This window comes from Halosimplex yunnanense, assembly GCF_054504345.1.
The window spans coordinates 1-20,845 of the sequence record NZ_JBTJEL010000034.1 but is presented as its reverse complement, the minus strand read 5'-3'; the positions used below and the strand labels follow the sequence as shown (position 1 = coordinate 20,845).

General features: G+C 65.3%; 21 protein-coding genes, 2 tRNA genes, 1 rRNA gene and 1 pseudogene. 11 read left to right on the top strand and 14 right to left on the bottom strand.

All coding sequences use genetic code 11. From position 1 onward, the window contains the following. The first annotated feature begins 21 nt into the window (after positions 1 to 21). From AB2U09_RS11425 to AB2U09_RS11415, 3 genes are all read left to right on the top strand, one after another. Positions 22 to 999: a methyl-accepting chemotaxis protein gene (locus AB2U09_RS11425; protein ID WP_459192848.1), complete on the top strand. Its 978-nt coding sequence runs from the start codon at positions 22 to 24 to the stop codon at positions 997 to 999. Positions 1,000 to 1,065: 66 nt separating this feature from the next. Next, positions 1,066 to 1,881 carry an SAMP-activating enzyme E1 gene (gene ubaA / locus AB2U09_RS11420; protein ID WP_459192847.1) on the top strand — a complete coding sequence of 272 codons (816 nt, stop codon included), beginning with the start codon at positions 1,066 to 1,068 and terminating at the stop codon, positions 1,879 to 1,881. 117 nt (positions 1,882 to 1,998) lie between these two features. Continuing rightward, the gene (locus tag AB2U09_RS11415; protein WP_459192846.1) at positions 1,999 to 2,388 is read left to right on the top strand and encodes a DUF5658 family protein; all 390 of its coding nucleotides are present in this window, start codon (positions 1,999 to 2,001) and stop codon (positions 2,386 to 2,388) included. Between the two features lie 263 nt (positions 2,389 to 2,651). Here the strand turns inward: AB2U09_RS11415 and AB2U09_RS11410 are convergent, their stop codons facing one another. Both AB2U09_RS11410 and AB2U09_RS11405 read right to left on the bottom strand, forming a co-directional pair. After that, positions 2,652 to 2,924, bottom strand: a complete 273-nt coding sequence (locus tag AB2U09_RS11410) for a hypothetical protein (protein ID WP_459192845.1) — start codon at positions 2,922 to 2,924, stop codon at positions 2,652 to 2,654. 49 nt (positions 2,925 to 2,973) lie between these two features. After that, positions 2,974 to 3,915 carry an ABC transporter substrate-binding protein gene (locus AB2U09_RS11405; protein ID WP_459192844.1) on the bottom strand — a complete coding sequence of 314 codons (942 nt, stop codon included), beginning with the start codon at positions 3,913 to 3,915 and terminating at the stop codon, positions 2,974 to 2,976. Positions 3,916 to 4,024: 109 nt separating this feature from the next. On the opposite strand from AB2U09_RS11405, the gene AB2U09_RS11400 reads away from it, so the two are divergent. Next, a complete protein-coding gene (locus AB2U09_RS11400; RefSeq protein WP_459192843.1) occupies positions 4,025 to 4,414 on the top strand; it encodes a MarR family transcriptional regulator in 390 nt (129 codons plus the stop codon). A gap of 438 nt (positions 4,415 to 4,852) precedes the next feature. Next, positions 4,853 to 7,594, top strand: coding sequence for a leucine--tRNA ligase (gene leuS, locus AB2U09_RS11395; RefSeq protein ID WP_459192842.1), 2,742 nt, complete (start codon positions 4,853 to 4,855; stop codon positions 7,592 to 7,594). Positions 7,595 to 7,771: 177 nt separating this feature from the next. Here leuS and AB2U09_RS11390 read toward each other — a convergent pair whose 3' ends face one another. The 3 genes from AB2U09_RS11390 to AB2U09_RS11380 all read right to left on the bottom strand — a co-directional run bounded on the left by AB2U09_RS11390 (position 7,772) and on the right by AB2U09_RS11380 (position 10,578). Further along, on the bottom strand, positions 7,772 to 8,098 hold the full coding sequence (locus AB2U09_RS11390; RefSeq protein WP_459192841.1) for a DUF7344 domain-containing protein: 327 nt from the start codon (positions 8,096 to 8,098) through the stop codon (positions 7,772 to 7,774). A gap of 50 nt (positions 8,099 to 8,148) precedes the next feature. Continuing rightward, positions 8,149 to 10,230 carry a bacterio-opsin activator domain-containing protein gene (locus AB2U09_RS11385; protein WP_459192840.1) on the bottom strand — a complete coding sequence of 694 codons (2,082 nt, stop codon included), beginning with the start codon at positions 10,228 to 10,230 and terminating at the stop codon, positions 8,149 to 8,151. Between the two features lie 156 nt (positions 10,231 to 10,386). Continuing rightward, positions 10,387 to 10,578 (bottom strand): phosphatidylserine decarboxylase, encoded by a 192-nt coding sequence (locus tag AB2U09_RS11380; protein WP_459192839.1) that lies wholly within the window; start codon positions 10,576 to 10,578, stop codon positions 10,387 to 10,389. Positions 10,579 to 11,030: 452 nt separating this feature from the next. On the opposite strand from AB2U09_RS11380, the gene AB2U09_RS11375 reads away from it, so the two are divergent. Continuing rightward, the gene (locus AB2U09_RS11375; RefSeq protein WP_459192838.1) at positions 11,031 to 11,153 is read left to right on the top strand and encodes a hypothetical protein; all 123 of its coding nucleotides are present in this window, start codon (positions 11,031 to 11,033) and stop codon (positions 11,151 to 11,153) included. A 766-nt stretch (positions 11,154 to 11,919) separates the two neighbouring features. On the opposite strand, the gene AB2U09_RS11370 is transcribed toward AB2U09_RS11375, so the two are convergent. The 6 genes from AB2U09_RS11370 to AB2U09_RS11345 form a co-directional block, all read right to left on the bottom strand. Beyond that, positions 11,920 to 12,375, bottom strand: coding sequence for a peroxiredoxin (locus AB2U09_RS11370; RefSeq protein WP_459192837.1), 456 nt, complete (start codon positions 12,373 to 12,375; stop codon positions 11,920 to 11,922). Between the two features lie 95 nt (positions 12,376 to 12,470). Next, on the bottom strand, positions 12,471 to 12,875 hold the full coding sequence (locus AB2U09_RS11365; protein WP_459192836.1) for an Hsp20/alpha crystallin family protein: 405 nt from the start codon (positions 12,873 to 12,875) through the stop codon (positions 12,471 to 12,473). A gap of 79 nt (positions 12,876 to 12,954) precedes the next feature. Further along, entirely contained in the window at positions 12,955 to 13,761 is an 807-nt protein-coding gene (gene pheA / locus AB2U09_RS11360; RefSeq protein WP_459192835.1) for a prephenate dehydratase, read from the bottom strand. 494 nt (positions 13,762 to 14,255) lie between these two features. Further along, positions 14,256 to 14,543 carry a DUF6360 family protein gene (locus AB2U09_RS11355; RefSeq protein ID WP_459192834.1) on the bottom strand — a complete coding sequence of 96 codons (288 nt, stop codon included), beginning with the start codon at positions 14,541 to 14,543 and terminating at the stop codon, positions 14,256 to 14,258. 117 nt (positions 14,544 to 14,660) lie between these two features. Continuing rightward, positions 14,661 to 16,436 (bottom strand): nitrite/sulfite reductase, encoded by a 1,776-nt coding sequence (locus AB2U09_RS11350; protein WP_459192833.1) that lies wholly within the window; start codon positions 16,434 to 16,436, stop codon positions 14,661 to 14,663. Between the two features lie 90 nt (positions 16,437 to 16,526). Next, a complete protein-coding gene (locus AB2U09_RS11345; protein WP_459192832.1) occupies positions 16,527 to 16,865 on the bottom strand; it encodes a DUF8134 family protein in 339 nt (112 codons plus the stop codon). 185 nt (positions 16,866 to 17,050) lie between these two features. Here AB2U09_RS11345 and AB2U09_RS11340 point away from each other — a divergent pair. From AB2U09_RS11340 to AB2U09_RS11320, 5 genes and pseudogenes are all read left to right on the top strand, one after another. Next, positions 17,051 to 17,200 (top strand): annotated as a pseudogene (locus AB2U09_RS11340) (DUF8595 family protein); the annotation flags it as partial. 103 nt (positions 17,201 to 17,303) lie between these two features. Then, complete coding sequence (locus AB2U09_RS11335; protein WP_459192831.1) at positions 17,304 to 17,975, top strand: DUF7119 family protein; 672 nt, start codon at positions 17,304 to 17,306, stop codon at positions 17,973 to 17,975. A 40-nt stretch (positions 17,976 to 18,015) separates the two neighbouring features. Further along, a tRNA-Lys gene (locus tag AB2U09_RS11330) sits at positions 18,016 to 18,089 on the top strand. Positions 18,090 to 18,224: 135 nt separating this feature from the next. Next, on the top strand, positions 18,225 to 18,824 hold the full coding sequence (locus tag AB2U09_RS11325; protein ID WP_459192830.1) for a hypothetical protein: 600 nt from the start codon (positions 18,225 to 18,227) through the stop codon (positions 18,822 to 18,824). Between the two features lie 51 nt (positions 18,825 to 18,875). Next, the gene (locus AB2U09_RS11320) at positions 18,876 to 19,082 is read left to right on the top strand and encodes a DUF8123 family protein (protein WP_459192829.1); all 207 of its coding nucleotides are present in this window, start codon (positions 18,876 to 18,878) and stop codon (positions 19,080 to 19,082) included. Positions 19,083 to 19,184: 102 nt separating this feature from the next. Here AB2U09_RS11320 and AB2U09_RS11315 read toward each other — a convergent pair whose 3' ends face one another. The 3 genes from AB2U09_RS11315 to rrf all read right to left on the bottom strand — a co-directional run. Beyond that, positions 19,185 to 20,243 carry a DUF8231 family protein gene (locus tag AB2U09_RS11315; RefSeq protein WP_459192828.1) on the bottom strand — a complete coding sequence of 353 codons (1,059 nt, stop codon included), beginning with the start codon at positions 20,241 to 20,243 and terminating at the stop codon, positions 19,185 to 19,187. A gap of 169 nt (positions 20,244 to 20,412) precedes the next feature. Next, positions 20,413 to 20,488 (bottom strand) — tRNA-Cys (locus tag AB2U09_RS11310). A gap of 242 nt (positions 20,489 to 20,730) precedes the next feature. Beyond that, positions 20,731 to 20,845, bottom strand: a 5S ribosomal RNA gene (gene rrf, locus AB2U09_RS11305); the annotation flags it as partial.

Here is a 20,845-nt window from a genome sequence, read left to right as displayed (position 1 = left end):
TACTCCTGCGGTCCGAGTACGATGGTAGATTCCGGCGCCGGAGCGGCGGAAGTAGACGTCGACGCGGACGGTGGTATCGACGAGGACATCGACAGAGACATCCAGAGTGACATCGCGGAGGGGATCGACCGCGACGAGGGATACGACGCGGAGGCCGCGAGCGAGATCCAGACGTCGCTCGCGGAGTTACAGGGCTCGTCGATCGAGATCGCCGAGGAGATCGACGAGATCCGCGAGCACGCCGCGGAGCAGTACGAGGGGATGTCACAGGTCGCCGACGAGGTGTCGAACCTCAGCGCCGCGGTCGAGGAGATCGCTTCCTCCTCCGAGGAGGTATCCTCGGCCAGTTCGACCGCCCGTGAACTCGCCGAAGAAGGGCAGGATTCGGCGACGGACATCTCGACGGCGATGGAAGACATCCACGACGCCTCCGAGAGCGTCGCCGACGACGTGCTCACGATCCGCGACGGCGTCAGCGAGATCGACGAGGTGGTCGAGGTGATAAACGACATCGCCGACCAGACGAACATGCTGGCGCTGAACGCCTCGATCGAGGCCGCCCGCGCGGGCGAGGCCGGCGAGGGCTTCGCCGTCGTCGCCGACGAGGTCAAGAGCCTAGCCGAGGAGTCTCAGGACCAGGCCGGCACCATCGAGGAGATGGTCGCGGGCATCCAGGACGACACGGCGAACGCCGTCGAGACGATCGAGGAGTCGGGCCAGCGGATCGAGGAGGGCATCGAGATGGTCGAGGACGCCATCGGCGTGCTCGAAGACATTCACCAGGCCGTCGAGGAAGTCAACGACGGTATCCAGGAGGTCGCCGCGGCGACCGACCAGCAGGCCGCCTCCACCGAGGAGGTCGCGTCGATGGTCGACCAGTCGACCACCGCCGCCGAGCAGATCGCCGACTCGACGGCCGAGATCGCCGAGGAAGCCGACGCCCAGACCGACCAGGTGTCGGACATCAACGAGGCGGTCGAGCGCCTCGTCGAGGAGTAACGGACGAACTCGGAGCGACTCCACCGGAGCGGACCGCTTATTCCGTTCGACCCGGTACTCGGGGGTATGAGCGCGCCGGACCTCGACCCGGAGCAACTCGACCGCTACTCCCGTCACATCATCATGGACGACGTGGGGCCGGAGGGGCAGGCGGCCCTGCTCGACGCCAGCGTCCTCGTCGTCGGCGCGGGCGGACTCGGATCGCCCGTCCTCCAGTACCTTGCGGCCGCGGGCGTCGGCACCGTCGGCATCGCCGACCACGACGTCGTCGAGCGGTCGAACCTCCAGCGACAGGTCGTCCACGGCGACGCCGACGTGGACCGGCCGAAAGTCGACAGCGCCGCGGAGTTCGTCCGCGACCTGAACCCCGACGTGACCGTCGAGACCCACGAGACGGCCGTCTCGCCGGAGACCGTCGCCGACCTGGTCGACGGCTACGACTTCGTCGTCGACGCCTCCGATAACTTCCCGACGCGATTCCTGCTCAACGACTACTGCACGCTCGCCGGCGTCCCCTTCTCCCACGGCGCCATCTACCGCTTCGAGGGACAGGTGACCACGTTCACCGGCGAGGGTCCCTGCTACCGGTGTCTGTTCCCCGAGGCCCCGCCCGAGGGTGCGGTCCCGGACTGTGCGACGACGGGCGTGCTGGGCGTCCTCCCCGGCACTATCGGTGGCATTCAGGCCACGGAGACGGTGAAGTACTTCGTCGATGTCGGCGAGTCGCTGGACGGCCGGATGGTCGTCTACGACGCCGCCGAGATGACCTTCGACGAGGTCACCGTCCGGCCGAACCCGTCGTGTCCGGTCTGCGGCGACGACCCCATCGACTCGGTGCGCGACGTGGAGTACTCCGAGAGCTGCGCCGTCCGGGCGGACTGAGAAGACGCGTCGCTCGGCGGACGCCCGCAGGGCGACTCTCAGCCGTGATACTCCGCGGCGAGGTTTTATGCGGGGGTACTGGCGATCTTTCACTGGAGTGGTACCCGCTTCCGTTTCATGACAGGGACAGAGCCAGAGACGCTCGCTGACGCGCTCGACCTCTCGGAGATGCGACTGGAAGCGCCCGGCTACGTCGAACTCGTGCTGTCGCTGGTCCTCGTCTGGGGGTTCGGTGACGCCGCGTCGACGCTCGTCGCCACCGCCTTCGCGGGCCCGTCGCTGGAGGCGAACCCGTGGATCCGACTGTTGCTGAGCCACGACCCGATGCTGATGTTGGTTCTGAAAGCCGCGGTCGTGCTGTACGCCGGCGTGGTGTTGCTGGAGTGCCGGGAGGTCGTCGAACGCGTGCCGGGCTGGCGCGCGTGGTTTCTCTGCGTGATCGCCCTCGGCGCCGTCGTCGTGCTGACGAACGTCTACGTCGGGCTGGCCGCTATCGCGACCCCCTGATCGGGCGTTTTGCCCGCTGAAGCAGCCGTCTCGAACGGATCCGGAGTCGCAAGATTTGACATTAAACTCTTATTATTTGGCAAACGGCGGTGGGACTACCTAAGTAAATTGGCCCAATCTCTATACCAACTGCGGGTATCCGAACAGTTGCCCGCACACACGGGTCAACGAAGCCATCCACTTCGTTCGGGGCAACCCCCCATCCCCACCACCCCTCCACTGCCTTTCGATATCTCAGACGGGTAGCCATCGGTTCGGCCCGTTCACGTCGCGTCTTCGCCCGATAGCTGTCTCCCGCGAGCGACGGCGTAAATGAGAACGACCGCGGCGCCGACCGCGAGGACGAACTGGCCGAGCGCCGCCAGTAGCACGCCCACGAGCGAGTTGCCGAGCGCGAGGAACGTGAGGCCGAAAGGGACGAGACTGACGGCGCCGAACAACAGGACGAGCTTGCCGATCGGGACCGCTTCCGCGAGGATCTGGTCCGTGTCCAGTTCGCCCGTGGTCGGGTCGATGAACGGTTTCGAGGAGGGCATTCGATCCGACGTGTCCGGGCGTCGGCAAGTAGTTCCCGGTCGCGGCGTCTCAGGGCTTCGTCTCCGCCCGGACGGATTCGTCGGCGCTGAGGTCGCACGCGACGTCCTCCGGGGGAGCATCGAACAGGTCGGGGTGGAGCAGCCCGGCGAGGTGTTCCAGCGTGTCGACGAGTCGAGGACCCGGCCGGTTGACGTAGTAGTGGCCGTCCATCGCGTAGGCGCGGCCCGACTCGACGGCGGTCAGATCCGCGAACCCCGGCCGGTCGGTCAGGTCGTCGCGGCTGTCGAGCGCCTGGTCGAGGCCGAACCCGCAGGGCGCGGCGACGAGTACGTCCGGATCGACCTCGCGGACGCTCGCCCACTCGCGGGGCGTCGAGCGGTCGCCGGTGTCGGCCATCGGGTACGTCCCGCCGGCCGCCTCGATAAGTTCCGGCATCCAGTGGCCGGCGACCATCACCGGGTCGAGCCAGTCGAACACCGCGACGCTCGGCCGCTCGTCGGGGTCGAGAGCGGCGGTTCGTTCCCGGACGGCTTCGACCCGTCCGCGCAGATCCGCGACCACCTCGGCGGCGCGTTCCTCGCGGTCGAACACCTCGCCGAAGCGCTCGACGTCGGCGTACAGGTCCGCGAGGCTGTGCACGTCGGTCGTGAGTACCTCGGCGTCGATGCCGGCGTCGGCGATGGCCTCCTCGACGAGCAGCGTGTCGACGGCGCAGACGTCGCAGACGCCCTGCGTGACGACGACGTCGGGGTCGACTCGTTCGAGCGTCTCGAGTTTGATCTCGTAGACGCTCCCGTGGTCCCGTTCGGCCTGTGCGACCTGTTCGTTGATGTCGGCGCTGTCCCGGTCGGAGTCGATCCGCGAGCGGTCGAGCGTCGGCAGGTCCGCGGCTTCGGGCGGCCAGTCGCACTCGTGGGAGACGCCGACGGGTTCGACCCCGAGGGCGTAGCAGATCTCGGTGGCCGACGGCAGCAGGGAGGCGACGCGCATACCGGAGAGAGGGAGCGGGCGGACGTAAAACCACGGCAGCAGTCACGAGCGGAGCGATAGGGTATGCGGAGATAACATCTAATACTATCGAATACAAATGAGTACCCAGATGCCGATATCGAGGGACGAATTTCGAACGATAGACGAGGACGAGGGCGGCCGGCCGGACCTCTCGCCCGATACGACGCAGGGTGCAATCTATCGGTTTCTGCTCAAAAACGCCGATCGAGCGTTTCGACAGCGAGAAATCGCTGACGCCGTAGACGTCCCCCAGGGGAGCGTCGGGCCGACGTTGGCCCGTCTCGAGTCGTACGATGTCGTCGATCACCGCGGGGAATACTGGTCGGTTGCGGACGCCGAACACGCAATCGCGTCCGCCGGTGCGCTCGGTGCAGCGACTGTCGACGACCGTGACGGCGGCTTCTCGGACGAGGAAGTCGCGGCATGGTCGCAGACGGCGGTCGATCCACCAGAGAGCGGCGACCAGAGGGAACGGTGAGAGACGGTGGTCGATCGCGGGACAGTCGTGTGGGCCTCCGACCCGTTCAACGCTGATACCGAGAATCCGCGGCCCTGGCTTGTCGTGTCAGGGCCGGATTTACCCTATCCGGACGAGGAGTCTATCGCGGTCGCGTTCACGACACAGAGCCACCACACCGAGAGTATCCGCGTTCCGGGTGATGCGTGGAGACGGGGCGAACCACGAGACCAGAGTTTCGTGCTACCGTGGAGTGTAGCAACGCTGAAAGATGATTTACACGTCGTCGGTGTACAGGGATCGGTCACTGATGCGTTCACCGACCAGATCGCCGAAGCGACGGCCACGTATCTGCGACCGGAACGGTGACGCACCACTGCTGGTTTCGCCCCGTTCGACCGTGTGGGCCCGTCCCAGCGAAGGGAAAGGTATAGCAACGTCGCTGTCCGACGTGAGACCATGACCGCCGGGACCGGAGAGCAACGCGAGCGAGAGCGGGGGTTCGACCACGCCGAGGTCGAACCCAGGTGGCAGCGCACGTGGGACGAGGAGGGTGTGTTCCGCATCCCCGACGACGCCGAGGACCCGAAGTACGTCCTCGCGATGTTCCCCTACACGTCGGGCGACCTCCACATGGGCCACGTCCGCAACTACACGATCACGGACGCCTTCGCGCGCTTCGAGCGGATGCGCGGCGAGGAGGTCCTCCACCCGATGGGCTGGGACTCGTTCGGCCTCCCCGCCGAGAACGCCGCCAACGAGCGCGACACCAACCCCCGCGACTGGACGATGGACTGCATCGACTCGATGACCGAGCAGTTCCGGTCGATGGGCTTCGGCTACGACTGGGAGCGGGAGATCACCACCTGCGAGCCCGACTACTACCAGTGGAACCAGTGGCTGTTCAAGCGGTTCCGCGAGGAAGGGCTCGTGGAGCGACAGGCCGCCGAACTGAACTGGTGTCCCTCCTGCGAGACGGTGCTGGCCGACGAGCAGGTCGAAGAGGACGCCGCCGGCGCCGAGATCTGCTGGCGCTGTGACAGCCCTATCGAGCACCGCGAGATGGACCAGTGGTTCCTCACGATCACCGACTACGCCGAGGAACTGCTGGCGGACCTGGACGAACTGGAGGGGTGGCCGAACAACGTCCGGGAGATGCAGCGCAACTGGATCGGCAAGCAGGAAGGCGCGAGCGTCGCCTTCGAGATCCCCGGTTACGGCGACGTGGACATCTTCACGACGCGGCTGGACACGATCCACGGGGCGACCTTCTTCTCGCTGGCGCCCGGCCATCCGGTGGCACAGTCGATCGCCGAGGAGAACGACGAGGTCGCCGAGTACATCCGGGAGGCCGAGCAGGCCGACGAGGACGAACTCGACGTGACCTCCGGCGCCTTCACCGGCGAGTACGCCGTCAACCCCGCCACCGGCGAGGAGATCCCGGTGTACGTGGCCGACTACGTGCTGACCGACGTGGGGACGGGGGCGCTGTACGCCGTGCCCGCCCACGACGAGCGCGACCACGAGTTCGCCGAGGCCCACGACATCGACATCGTGCAGGTCGTGGAACCGACCGAGGACGCCGAGGTCGACCCGGAAGACGTGGACGTCCAGGAAGCGGCCTACCCCGAGGACGGCGTCCTCGACCTCAGCGAGGTCGAGGGCTCGTCGGACTCGTCCGACGGTGTGCTCGTCAACAGCGGCGACTACGACGGCCTGACCAGCGAGGAGGCCCGCGAGCGGTTCGTAGACGTCTTCGACGGCGAACACCGCACCGAGTACAACCTCCGGGACTGGGGCATCTCCCGCCAGCGCTACTGGGGCACGCCCATTCCGATGGTCCGCTGCGACGACTGCGGCTACGTCGAGGTCCCCGACGAGGATCTGCCGGTCGAACTGCCCGAGTTCGTCCAGACGACCGGTAACCCCCTCGATGCGGCCGAGGACTGGAAGCACGTCGACTGTCCGTCGTGCGGCGGCCCAGCCGAGCGCGAGACGGACACGATGGACACCTTCGTCGACTCCTCGTGGTACTTCCTGCGGTTCCTCTCGCCGGGTCTCGACACCGCGCCGTTCGATACCGAGCGGGCCAACGACTGGATGCCCGTCGACCAGTACGTCGGCGGCATCGAGCACGCCGTGATGCACCTGCTGTACGCCCGCTTCTTCACGAAGGTCCTCGACGACATCGAGCTGGTCGACGGGGTCCGCGAGCCCTTCGAGAACCTGACCAACCAGGGGATGGTGCTGGGCGAGGACGGCAACAAGATGTCCAAGTCCGGCGACAACGGCGTCTCCCCGACCGAGATCGTCGAGGAGTACGGCGCCGACACCGCCCGCCTGTTCATCATGGAGGCGGCCCAGCCCGAGAAGGACTTCGCCTGGAGTCCCGAGGGCGTCGAGTCGGCCCACCAGTTCCTCCAGAACCTCTACGGCCTCGCCGACGAGGTCGTTGCGAGCAGCGACGGCGGGAGCGACGTGGACCCGGTCGCCGCCTACGTCGACCGCGAGATCGACGCCGCGGCCGCGACGGCCACCGAGGAGTTCGAGGCCTTCCGGTTCAACCACGCGCTGCAGGCCGTCCGCGACCTGGTCTCGCTGCTGCGCCGCTACCACGAGCGCGACGGCGCCGACCCCGCGACCGTCGAGCGCGGCGTCCGGACGGTCGCGAAGCTGCTCGGACCGGTCGCGCCCCACGTCACCGAGGAGGTCTGGGACCTGCTGGGCGGCGAGGGACTGCTCGCCGAGGCCGAGTGGCCGAGCGGCGACCTGCCCGCCGACTACGACGTGGCTCGCCGTCTCGTCGAGAACACCCGCGAGGACGTGCGCGACATCGTCGAGACGGTCGGCATCGAGGACCCCGAGCGGATCACGCTGGCCGTCGCCCCCGAGTGGAAGACGCGCGCCCACGAACTCGCCCGCGAGTCCGACGCCGACAACCTCATCGGCGACCTGATGGGCCACGACGAGATCCGCGAGCAGGGCGACGCAGCCGCTGACTTCGCACAGGACCTGCAGGCCGAGCGCGAAGCGCTCGGCGAGGTGCTCGCACCGGACGAGGAACTGGCGACGCTGGAGCGGGCCGCGTGGCTGATCGAAGACGAGTTCGATGCCGACGTGGTCGTCCAGTCGGCCGACGACGCCGACGGCGACCTCGCGGGGAAGGCCCAGCCCGGCCGGCCGGCGATCAACATCGAGTGAGCGAGCGCGCTCGCTGACGCGTCGACCACGGCTGTATCCGCTGTACGGCCCTGCTCTCGACTGTTCTCTGCTGACGAGTACCGCCGCGGTCGCCGATCCGTCCCGATCCCCGCGGGTAGTGAGGAGTGGCGTCGAAAAGAAAGGAGAGTATCGCGAGCCCGTCCGTCCACGACAGTCCTACAGCAGGTCGGCGGCGTCGAACGACTCGGGGGCGGCGTCGGTCAGTTCGACGGTGTCGCCGTACTCGACGAAGCCGGCGTCTTCGAGCTTCGGGAGATGGACGTGGTGGAGCGCTATCTTCGCGTCTTCGCGGTCGAGCTCGTCACTCCACTCGGCCATCGCGGCCGCGAGCGGGCCGAGGGCAGGCGCGCGCTGGCGTTCGGCGAGGTGGGTGAGGACGAACCGCCGGTTCGCGTTCGAGAGCACGGCGAACAGTTCGTCCGTCTCCGCGGTCGCGGTCCCGTCCGTTCCCGGTTCGAGGGCATCGTGGTGGCTTCGTCCCATGTGTATCTCCACCAAACCAGTGTACTGCCTTCAGTTGCGTGGCTAAACGGTTAGTGTCGGTCGGTCGTCCGCTCGCGGTCGAACAGCGCGGCGAATATCTTCCGCTCGGCGACCCGGAGGTGTTTGTGGAAGGTCGGCGCCGAGACCTCGAGCGTTTCGGCGACGTCCTCGCCGGTCGACTCCCGCGGCCACTCGAAAAAGCCCGCGTAGTAGGCAGTCTCCAGCGCGGTACGTTGTCTGTCAGTCAGGTCCGTCCCGAGGGTGGCCCGCGAGGGCAGCGGGCCGTCCTCGGCGCGCGTCCGATCCTGCTGAGCGCGTACCGTGACGCCGTCGAAGCGTTCCCGGAGGGCGTCGACGACCGTTCGAACGTCCGTCGAGAGGGGGAGGTGGACGACGAACTCGCATTCGCCGTCGACGGCGTGGACCGACTGGACCGTCCCACCGTACCTGGCGACGATACCGAACGAACTCGGTCCGTCCAGCGACACCTCGAGGAGACAGTCGCCTTCCGGACCGACGCTGACGACGCGGGCGGACGTGACGCAGTGGTGTGCGTCGGCGAACGCGACGACGTCGTCGGGGTCGGCGCCCGCGACGGTGAGATAGTAGCGGAAGGCCTCGTCCGACTGGACGGTCGCCCCCTCGAAGGAGACCTCACAGGCCTCCGCGGCCGACAGCGCCGAGAAGAAGTTCGAGTCGTCGTCGATGGCGAGCGTGAGTTCGGTCACGCGCTCGGCGACCAGCGCCTGCCGGGTCGCCACCGCGTTGATCGCGTGGCCGATCGTCGCGCCGAGTTCCGCGAGGACGTCCTGTTCCGTCTCGTCGAAGACGCCGGTCTCGGCCGCGTAGACCGTCAGCACACCGTAGACCGTCTCGCCGTAGACGAGCGGGACGCTCGCCGCCGACCGGACGCCGTAAGTTTCGGCCACCTCGCGTATCCCCTCGAACGCGCCGTCGGTGGTCACGTCGTGAGTGACCTGCACCGACCGCGAGCGGATGGCCCGCCCCGCCGGGCCGTTGCCGTGGGGTTCCTCCGACCGCGTGACCGTGATCGCGTCGAGGTAGCCGTCGATGTCCCCGCCGGTGGCTCTGGGTTCGACTTCGTCGTTGCGGGCGGTCACGTCCCCGATCCACGCGGCCGTGTACGGGTCCGCCGTTGCGAACGCGTCGCAGACCGCCTCGTCGATCTCCCGGCGGGTCCTCGCGCGCACGAGCGCCTGATCGATCCCCCGAATGACGGCGTTGATGCGGTCGAGCCGTTCCAGTTGCTCATTCTGCTCGCGCAGGCGCCGCTCGCGCTCCTTCTGTCGGGTGATGTCCTCGATGGCGAGGACGACCCGATCGCCGCGGCCGCCGGCCAGGGGGGCGCCGCTCACTTGCACCCAGATACGCTCGCCGTCGGCACGGACGACCTGGTGTTCGACCTCGGTGATCGGCCGGCCGGTGTCGCGGGCGCGCTGGAACACCCGTTCCTCGCGGGGCACCGGTTGGCCGTCGACGTCCAGCAGCTGCCAGGCGTCAGTCTCTCTCGACTCCCCGACGATGCCCCCCGGGTCGGTCCCGAGTATCTCGCCCGCGCGGTCGTTCATCCGTTCGATGACCCCGTCTGCCGAGAGGACGACCAGCCCCGTGGGCACCGTCCGGAGGAGTTGCTCGGTCAGGTCTCGCTCGCGCCGGCGCTCGATGCGCTCGGCATAGCGGTCGGAAATGTCCCTGACGATAGCGGTCAACAGCGGCGTCCCGTCGTGCTCGTGGACCCGCAGGGAGAGTTCGATCGGGATCAGCCGCCCGTCACGGTGGCGCGCGACCGTCTCGACGCCCTCCCAGTCCGCCGCCGCGTCGGGGTCCGAGCGGAGTTTCTCGAATGCGTCACGGATGCGGGCGCGCTGCTCCTGCGGGACGAGCGACGTCACCGACCGGCCGATCAGCGAGGATGCTTCGTAGCCGAACGCCGCCTCGACGGCCGGGTTGGCGAAGACGATCCCCCCCGTCTCGTCGACTGTCAGGATCGCGTCCGAGGCGCTCTCGACCAGCGTCCGGAAGAACGCGTCGTCCTGGGCGACGACCGACGGGTCGTACGCGCACTCGCCGGTCGGCTGCGAACGGTTGCCCCCCTCACCAGTCCCCGACATTCCTGCCCGCTACTGATCGTCGCGCACCTAAATATGTCAGGATAGTAAGTGTATTGCACCGGAAGCAATGTGACGTCGAACGCGCACGGAGAGTCGGTGTATTCGACCCGTACGTCGCCGGGAGAATTCGGTTCTCGCCGGGGTTTCGTGGGGCGGTCAGGCCGACGCGGTGGCCGAACGCTCGGCGTCGTCGGTTACCGCGTCGCGCTCGGGTGCGATGACCGTCTCGCCGGCGTAGACCCGGTGGCCGATATCGACGGTCAGGTCCTCGGGGTCGTACTCGGGCGGGAAGACCACGTCGAAGCGACTCCCGAAGGAGATGTGGCCGATGCGCTGGCCGCGGGCCACCTCGTCGTCAAGGCCGGCACTCGAAATTATCTAATGGATATAATCATAGATTCGTTATTGAATAAGGAAGGCAAAAAATCAACCCCCACGCCATGTAAATAGATAAGTCATATTCCTTGATGAACTCTGAATTTAATCACACCGACTTAAATTGCATTAGTTATTGACCTATAAAGGATTTTTCGCGTCCAGAAGTATTAAATATCAAAGAGTGGCTAAAGGTATACCCATCTCCCTAACCGATAGCAGTCTAATTGAACACTCTATTCATCTATCCGGTGAACACAAAGGTACGGAAGTACAGATAACTGTCGGCGGAGAGCAGGTGAAGATTAAATCTGAAGGGAAAAATTCAAAGTTAACCCAGAAGAAAGTAAAATCTCAAACTCTTTAGTCGTAACGTTGATGTTATTATACCATCCGATGAAACTAAGCAGATCCGTGACCCTCGAATGAAGGAGGTTGCCGGCCTTGAAAAGGATACACGTACAGTCGCAAAAATGAAGGTAGAAGAACAAATAACCATACCAAAGATCGTGGTGGAAAATTTGGGTAATGCAGATGTGTTAGAATAGAACTCAGCAACTCTAAATATTAGCTACAAGCAGACTGAGAAAGCAATACGTCAAGATCATTTTGTATCGTTATAAACATGGTTGAGGATTTGCAGTTAACAACGAACGGACTGTTTACTGTATTGTTCTTGTTCAGCGTAACTGTAACGTTGTATGGCCCACCTGACAACCAATACTCAGTCTCTATCTCCGTGTTATTCGAGACATTAACTATTTTATTTATTTTTTCACCATTTTCTTGGTGAGTTGCAGTAATATTTAAAGTGTGGTTGATGTCGTCTTCATTGTCAACTTCAAAGTTCCCCCGATCTGGTGAAATAGCCTGAATACAGCCACTAGATATTACGGACAGTATAATAACCGATACAACAATACCTATATTATTCATTTATGATATTATTCTGTAGCGTCTAGATTATAAGGTTTGCCCCGATTGTACTCCAGATAGACCCAGGAGTTGCCGATATGTCGATCCTTAGGTCTATATACTTATACCAATATAACCGGACCCGGAATATTCAATTACTATATATTAAAATCGCCGCCCCCGAACTATCTATTCCAGCACAAACGTAAGATAGTGGCGTTACTTACACCTAGTTTTAAAATTTCCCACACGATATGATATATAGAACCCTATTTTATACAACCACATAATATTCTGACAAATTCGCCAATATTTACCAGAATTCATCGGCCGCTATTATTTACGCAAGATATTATCCTATCCAGAATCGTCCCAAGAATGGGACATTTGACTGTAGGATCATTCCTCTAATGAGACGACGCCCGTCTCGATCAGGTCCGCCAGTACGTTCCGTGCGTGGCCGTCCGGGTCGACGCCGGTGTAGACCGCCTGAACCGACTCGCCGACGACGACGAACGTCGTCCGACTGGCGACGCCGCCCGACAGCTCCACGTCGAAGGCCTCGGCCACCTCGCCGTCGGGGTCGGCCAAAAGATCGAACCCGATGTCGTACTCGGCGGCGAAGTCGGCGTGGGACTCGACGCCGTCGGTCGAGACGCCGTAGACGGTCACGCCGGCGTCGCGATAGCTCTCCAGTTCGGCCTGGAACTGCTCGGCCTCGGTCGTACAGCCGGGCGTGTCGTCCTTCGGGTAGAAGTAGACCACGGAGACGCCCGTCCAGTCGGGTTCGACGGCGTCGCCGTCCTGATTCGGTGCGCGCACCTTGGGCGCCGGGTCGCCGGGTTCGAGTGCCATACCGCCTCGTCGGCCGCCCGGCGAAAGCCGTTTGCGATTCAGCGTCTCCCGTCACCCAGCCTCGTCAGGCCGGCAGTTCCGACTCGTCAGGCCGGTTAGTTCACCGGGATGTCCGTCCCGGCGTCCGATCCGGTGGTCTGCTTGGGGAGCGTGACGGTCAGGACGCCGTTCTCGTAGTTGGCCGAGGCCTCGGTCTCGACGACCGGTTCCGGCAGGCCGACGCTGCGGCTCACCGACTGGCTGGTCCGCTCGCGGGAGACGTAGCGGTCGGCCTCCTCGACGGTCTCGGTCTCGCGGCGGGCCGACAGCGAGAGCGTGGTCGCGTCGGTCAGCTGTACCTGTACGTCGTCGCGGTCGTAGCCCGGCAGATCCGCGACGACGACGAACTCGTCGCCGGCGTCGGCCACGTCGACGGGCACCTCGCCACCCGCCTCCATCCCACCAGTCATCACGTCGATCAGTTCCTCGATATCGCCGAAGGGATCGGTTCCGCGTGCCATGTCACTCCGGCTATACGCCCCCGGGCGCCTTAAGGCGCGTGGCGGCGCTGCGGCGAACGGACGGTCTGTCGGCGCTCGGTCAGTCCAGCACCGTCTCGCTGTCGTAAGAGCCGAGTCGTCGGACCCACCCGTCCGCGGCGATGTCCTCGATCTCCGCGAGCGCCTCCTGGGTGCGCTCCTCGTAGAGGCCGGCCGCGATGTCCATGTGGAAGACGTAGTCGCCGAGGCGCTCGCCGCTAGGACGGGACTCGACACGGGTGAGGTTGATGTCCCGGTCGGCGAACGGCTCGAGCAGTTCGAGCAGGAGTCCGGGGTAGTCGACATCGGGGTAGACGATGAAGGAAGTCTTCGAGCCGGCCTCGCTGCGCTGGCCCGCCGGCGCGACGACGACGAAGCGGGTCGCGTTCGAGGACTCGTCCTGGATGTCCTCGGCCACGACGCGCAGTCCGTCGCCGGCGTTCTCCGGGTGGCCGATGGCGGCGATCGACGGGTCTTCACGGGCGCGTTCGACGCCGCGAGCGGTTGAGGCCACCGCCTCCAGCGTCGCGCTCGGGTAGTTCTCGTTGAGGTAGTCCCGACACTGCGCGAGCGCCTGCGGGTGACTGGCGACGACCTCGAACTCCGGCCCCTGCGCCAGCAGGGCGTGCCGGATCGGCGTGATCAGTTCCTTGACGACGGCCACCTCGTACTCGGCGAACGCGTCGAGAGACTCGGTGACCGAGCCCTCGGTGCTGTTCTCGACCGGGACGACGCCGCGGTCGTACTCGCCGCTGGCGACCGCCTCGACGATGCCCGTCTTCGACTCCGCGAAGGCCACCTCGTCGGCGACCGCCTTCGCCGCGCGATGGGAGTAGGTCCCCGCGGGACCGAGCGTGAGCGCTTCCATTACCCCCTGCTTTGCCGGTCGCCGTGAAAAGCGTCGTGGTCGCTAGGAGTGGTTTTCGTCGGTGGGTCGGACGAAAATCGCTACAGGAGCGGCGGTACCGTATCGAGAGAGGAAACCGCGAACAGCGTGAAAGCCCCCGGTTTCTCGACTCCCGGGGCTCGCTGTGCTCCTCGCTCGCTCCGCTCGCTGCGGTGCTTACATCGCCCGGGTTCGTCGAGAAACCGGCCCCTTTCAGTCCCACCCGCATAGACCGGTCACCAGCCGACAGGGTCGGAATGAAAGGGGCGACGCGTTCGACGACGGCCGACGACGGTGAGCCGAACGAGGTGAGGCGAACGCCGAGAGAGCTTGCTCTCTCGGAACAAGCACTGGACCGAGCGGAGCGAGGGAAGCGCACAGCGAGGCGCCCGAGTCGAACGCGCCGGGGCTTTCACGCTGTTCGCGGTCTCCGTTCGAACGGCTGTGCCGTCGCAGCCTCGGTACCCAGAAGCAGATTAGTTCTCTTCGGCCGATTCGACTCGGCTCGCGTACTTCTCCAGTTCGCCGGCGAGTTCGCGGGCCTGCTCGGCGGACAGTTCCACCTTGTCGGCGTGAGCCTGAACCTCTTCGAGGTCGGTGTTGTCCATCTCCACCTGCAGTTCGACGTGGTTCGGGTCGTCGCGGTCGTCGGTCGTGACGTTCAGGACGGTCAGCGCCTCCGTCTCGAACCCGTGGCCCTCGACGCGGCCGTCGAGGAGGTCGAAGGTGGTGTAGGCGTTGACTTTGAGAATGCGGTCGACCATACCGGGAATCGGCCGCCCAGCTACTTAAGGAGCGGCGAGTCAGGAATCGACTCCCGAGTCACTCGATCGGGAAACCGCGACGGCGAAACGCGGAACTGGAGAGCGAGGGGAGGCCGCTCAGTCGTCGGCGGGCGCGAGCGAGTTGCCCTCGCCGTCGGTCGGGGCGGGCGAGTCGGCCATCTCGTCGTCGTCGGCGTAGGGGTACCACGTCATCTTCGTGTTGTGCATGTACGGGTCCTCGTAGCTGGTCTCCTCCGCTTCAGCGAGGTCCTGCAGGGCGTCCTCGTCGCGCTCGGCGATGAACTCGCGGAACGTCTGACCGTCCTCGCGCTCGGCCTCGAAGGTGGCGAGCAGGTTCTCGATGTAGCCCGGCACCTCGTCGGCGGGGACGCGCATCTCGACCCAGTCGGCGAAGTGGGGGTCCTCGCCGAGACCGCCGCCGAGACCGATGTCGAGCGCCTCGACCGGCTCGCCGTCCTTGCGCGTCTTCATCCCGCGCAGGGAGATGTCGGCGATCTGGGGCTGGGCGCAGGAGGCGGTACAGCCCGAGAGGTGGATGTGGAAGTCTTCGATGCCCTCCGGAAGCTCGACGTTGTCCTTGAGCCAGCGGGCGTAGCGGACCTGCCGGTTCTTTGTCTCGACGATGGAGAGCGAACAGAACTCCGTCCCGGTGCAGGCGATGGAACCGCGCATGAACGGGTGCGGGTCCGGCGAGTAGGTCTCCAGCAGCGGCTCGTCGAGGAACTCGTCGAGTCGGTCGCTGTCGACGTCCGTGACGATGATGTTCTGTCGCTGGGTCAGACGGACCTCGCCGGAGCCGTACTCGTCGGCGAGTTCGGCGAGTTCGTACACGTCGTCGACGCCCATGCGGCCGACGAGGACGTCGAGGCCGACGTAGTAGTTGCCGTCGGGCTGCTCGTGGACGCCCACGTGGTCGCCGTGTTCCTCGCCGCCGGCGTTGTACGTGTAGTTCTCGCGCATGTTCTCGCCAGCGGTCTCCAGTTCGAAGTCGACGAACTCCTCCTGGAGGACGCGTCGCATCTTCTCGGTTCCCCACTCGTCGACGAGGAACTTGATGCGGGCGTTGAAGCGGTCCTCGCGGTCGCCGTACTCGCGGAAGAGCGCGGACATGCCCGCGCCGATGTCCGAGGCCTGCTCCGGCGGCACCCAGACGTCGATGGAACGTGAGAAGCGCGGCTCCTTGCGGGAGAGGCCGCCGCCGACGCGAATGTTGAAGCCGAGTTGCTCCTCGCCGTCGACTTCCTTCGTGGCCGGCTCGAAGGCGAGGTCGTTGATGTCACCCTGGCCGCAGCCCTGGTCGCAACCGGTGACCGCGACCTTCCACTTGCGCGGGAGGTTCGAGAAGTCGTCGTTGCCCTTGAAGGTCTCGTGGAGTTCCTCCGCGACCGGCCAGGCGTCGATGTGCTCGTGTTTGTCCTTGCCGGCGACGGGACAGCCGACGATGTTGCGCCAGGAGTCACCGCAGGCCTGCTGGGTCCCGAGATCGTTCGCTTCGAGCTTCTCGAAGATCTCCGGGACGTCCTCGAGTTTGATCCAGTGCAGCTGGATGGACTGGCGGGTCGTCCAGTCACAGTAGGCGCCGCCGAATTCCGGGTTGTCGACGGGACCGCGGGCGTACTCGTCTGCGATCTCCGCGACGACCTCCAGCTGGCCGGGTTCGAGGACGCCGTTGGGCGTCCCGATGCGCATCATGAAATAGGACTCCTGGCCCTTCCGCTGGTGGTACAGCCCCCACCACTTGAAGCGCTCGAACCAGGCGTCGTGCTCGTCCTCGGGAATCGAATCCCAGCCCTCCTCGGCGAACTCCATGAGGTGCTCGCGTATTTCGTTACCGTAGACCTCGCTCTTCCAGTTCTCGACTTTCGTCGGCATTCGTGTCTCTCCCAAAGCTATCCGTACTTATACGCACATGCATTTCGACAAGCGACCCCACCTCTCGGTAACACAGGATATTGTTGCCGGTTATTCCGGTCGGGCGAGGCGTCGTCGTTTGTCCGGAACGCGGACGCTCGTGGGGTCGACGGGCCAAAACTCCCCGCTCACGGGATCGATGACGCGACCGACCGTGATCCACCCGGTGACGCCCTCGGTCCCGCACGTGATGCACCGGCCGGCGACCCTGGCCTGGATGTCCGGATGATCGACGCCCACCTCGGCGAACCCCTCGACGAGGAAGTCGGCCACGTCGCAGTCACAGACGTCCTGGCGGGCGAGCGGCCAGAGGTCGCTGACGCTGATCCGGCGCTCGTCGTTGACGCTGATCCAGGCGCCGTCGTCGAGCTGGTGAACGTCGGTGGTCACTGGCCGACACTACGTCCCCGATCACCCAGAGCCTGTCGGCCTGCACAACACTCGCCGCCGGTTCCGCCGCCGTCACCCCCGCACGCGGTCGTCCGAGATAGGTGAAGGGATTGCCGGTACACCGAAGCCCGGGTAGCAATTACGGGAGCGCGCGGGGTTAAGGGGGAACGGGCAATAGAGAGGGACACGACGCACAGATGACGCAGGCAACCGACACCCACGACGACGAAGCGCCCGAGCCGGACACCAGCCACCTCGACGACGTCGACGACGGCTGTGGCTGTGCCGAGGTCTGGGAGCACCTCTCCGAGGAACGCGCGGAAGCCGACGACTGAGCGGAACTCGCCCGCCGCTCGACGGTTCGACCGCTGTGCGGCCGTGCGGTTCCCGTGCCGACAGACGGGACCCTTTTGACAGACCATTCCGAATGAACCACTGATGAGCGACGAGGGACCAGGAGAGCCGCCGACGGACCGCGAGTCGCCAGTTGGCGCGCCGGTCATCCGCGGCGACCCGAGCGTCACCGGCCAGCGGCCCGAAGAGGCCGTCGAGTTCGACCCCGACGACCCCGAGAGCCTCGAGACCGCCGCGGAGACGGTCCGACAGTTCGCCAGCGACGCCGCCGGCGAGGCCGACACCGTCTTCATGCTCCGGGGGGCCGCGGCCTGCGCCGCGCTCGTCCGCGGGGAGGGCTCGTACAAGGCCGCCGCCGAACGCGCCGGCGGCGACGCCACCGTCGCGTTCATCCGCAAGTGGTCCCGTGTCCACGACCTGCCGCGCTCGATCCGCAAGCACGTCGCGATGGGCGAGATCGCCCCGACCGCCGCCAAGCACATCGCCCGCGTCGCCGGCGCGGCCCGCCTCCAGCTCGCCTGGGCCGTCCTCGACCACGACATGACCGTCCGCCAGGTCCGTTCGGTCGCCAGCGACGTCAACGACGGCGTTCCCATCGACCAGGCACTCGCCGCCGAAGGCATCACCCTGGGCGAGCTGACGATGCAACTGCCTCCGGAGATCTACCGGGAACTCCGCCGGCGGGCGGCCCTGGAAGACATCGACCCCGACGACATCGTCGCGACGGCGCTCGAACGACGCTTCGAGCGCGGGTGATCGTAAGTTCTTAATCGGGAACTCCCGGACAAGCTAATGCGGGCCGGTAGCTCAGTCAGGCAGAGCGTCTGGCTTTTAACCAGATGGTCGGGGGTTCAACTCCCTCCCGGCCCGTTTCTCGGAGGAGCGCAGACGAACAGCTACGCCCCTAAACACCCCCATCATCCGTTAAACCGCCTTAATTCGCGATAATCCACGCTCACGGTCAGCCCGTTATAATCGGTCGGAGCCCCGAGGGTCACCTGCAACATGAACCTTGATACCGACAGCCTCCGCAGAGCCCTCGGACCCGACGCCGTCGAATCGGCGAGCAAGATCGTCCTCGGAACGGGCGCGCTCGCGGTCGTCCTGGCGCTGGCGTCGCTGCTGCCCGGACTCGATCTGCTGATCCCGCGGGCACCCGTGACGCTGACCGCCGTCGTCGGCGCGCTGGTGACAGTCGCCGTCGTCGCGCTGTTGCTGTATCTCGCCTCCGGGCTAGCGGCGCTGACGCGACTGGCGCTCGACGGCCCCGCGGAACTCGTCGAACACGTCGCCTCGGTCGTCCACTGGCTGGTCGTCCTCGCGGCGATCCTCGTGGCTCACGCCGGGCTGGCGCCGGCCGCGAGTCCGCTGTTCGACGACGCCCACTGGGTCTACGACCTGACGTTCCTGCTGCTTGCGCTTGCGCCGCTCACCATCGTCGCCGTCCGGCTCTACGTCAGTATCGACCCGCTGGCGGAACTGGTCGCCGACGACGTCGCCGGACCGACGAACGGCGCCGATCCCGATGAAGAGAGCGGAGCGACCGGCGATGGCAACCCGGACGCCCCCAAGTGGACGCCCGACGGTGATCGGTCCCCGAAGTGAACGGCACTGCGAACCACGAAGTTTACCACGGTGAGTCGCGAGGTGACGAGTATGAACGTCACGAACCGCTTCTCGGACCGGCTCGAGCCGGTCGGCATCGCCCTCGGCGTCCTGCTGGTGGTCGTCGCTCTCGCGACGCTCGCAGGCACCCCGTGGACGACCAAAGGCGACATGCTCGCCTCGGCGATTCAGGTAGTCGGCGCCATCGCGACCGCCGGCATCGGCGCACTGCTCGTCTGGCTCAGCCGGACGGACTAAGCGGTCCGTTGTTTCTCGTCGGTTTTCCTCCCGCGAGTTGCGACGCTCTCAGTCGAGGAGTCCACGAAAAAAGAGTCGCCTTCCGTCAATGCGCGCCCGTGATTAGCCGCGGACGGGCAGGAACGCGGTGATGAGCAGCAGGATAGCGGCCAGAAGGCTGAGTTCCGCGGCGCCCCAGAGACCGACTATCCGGTCGTCGTAGGACTCGATTTCGTTCTCTTCGGCCTGGTACTCGTGATAACGCTCGTCGGTCGATTCGAGCAGGACCGAGGAATTGTCCTGGAAATGCGCGAAGTACTGCTGGTCGCCGACGGTGAAGTTCGCCCCCTCGGTGAAGCTGATCGTGTTGGTCTGCTCGCCCGGGCGAGCGAGTTCGACGCTCTCGTTGGACACTTCGTCGACGTTCGACTCGTTGCCCTGATACTCGAGCGTCTCTCCCTCAGCGATGGTGTGGCGCTCGACCGACGGGAAGTACTCTTCGACCGGGACGTTCGTGTCGTTCGCGCGGTAGGTGACTTTCTCGACACCGTCCTGCGTGACCGTCTCGTTGTACAGCGCCGGGTCAGCCTCGACCATCGCCGCGATATCGCGCTGCTCGACGAACACCGCCTCGGTCGGGTCGGTGACGTTCTCGGTCTGGACGACGAGCTGGTACGGACCGCCCCAGACGATCGTCGCCGAGTTCGAGTCGACGCTCGTCAGGGTCGCCTCGTTGCCCCGGTAGTTCACCGTATCACCGACGGCGTAGGTCTCGTTGATCGACGCGTCGTCCGCGCGCGTGAGCGTGAACGAATCCGCGCTCTCGTTGACGTTGACCTCGTACTCGCTACCGTTGTACGCGACCGTCGATCCGGCCTCAAAGGTTTGTTCCTGGCGAGCCGACTGGTCGTCCCAGCGGACGTCGGTCACTGGCACTTCCGACCCGTTGTCGATCGTGTTCGTGATGACCGCAGACTCGTTGACCCACGACAGTTCACCGTTCCCGGAGTCCGCCGAGGCGACGGTGAACTCCTGGCCGTTGAGCGTCACCGTGTCGCCCGCGGTGTACGCGTCGCCCTCCATCGTGATCGTCGGCTCTTCCGCCGTCTGGAGCAGGCCGAACGCACCGGCTCCGATGACGAGGAAAAACACGAGATACATCGCCGCGGCGCGTCGTTGCATACCCGGTTGGTCGGGCGGCCCCGCGTATAATGATTACCAATTCCGCCGAATCCAGGAGCGGGACCGCCGCACGAATGTGTTCGCGTACCACGGATCGGCTTCGACTTCGGAACGTCCGTCGACAGCGACTGAAAGAGCCCCCGCTGGACAGCGTCCGTCTGCAACAGGAAGCCAAGGGCCGGATTTGAACCGGCGGTAGGCGGCTCTGCAGGCCGCTGCGTTCGGCCGGACTCTGCCACCTTGGCGCATCTCCTCCTATTCGGTTGTCCCGCTTAAGCGTAGCGGAACAATACGACGCCGCTCTCTCGCGGTTTCAGACCGCTATCTTCGGCGTCAGTAGATCGGTGGATTCCCGTCTGTCTAGACCGACCCCCTTTCTTCGAGAACGGGATGCGCTGTTGGCACTCTGGAATAAATGAGGAAAACCCCGACCAGCGGTGAGACTGGTCGGGGGTAACGGGCCCGGCCGGATGTGGCCGGAAATGAGTGGAGGCGGCGAATCAGGTTTCCCAGAGACTCTCGTACTCCAGTACTCGCCGAAACGCAGGCGGGCTTAACTTCCGTGTTCGGGATGGGTACGGGTGTAAACCCCGCCGCTATGG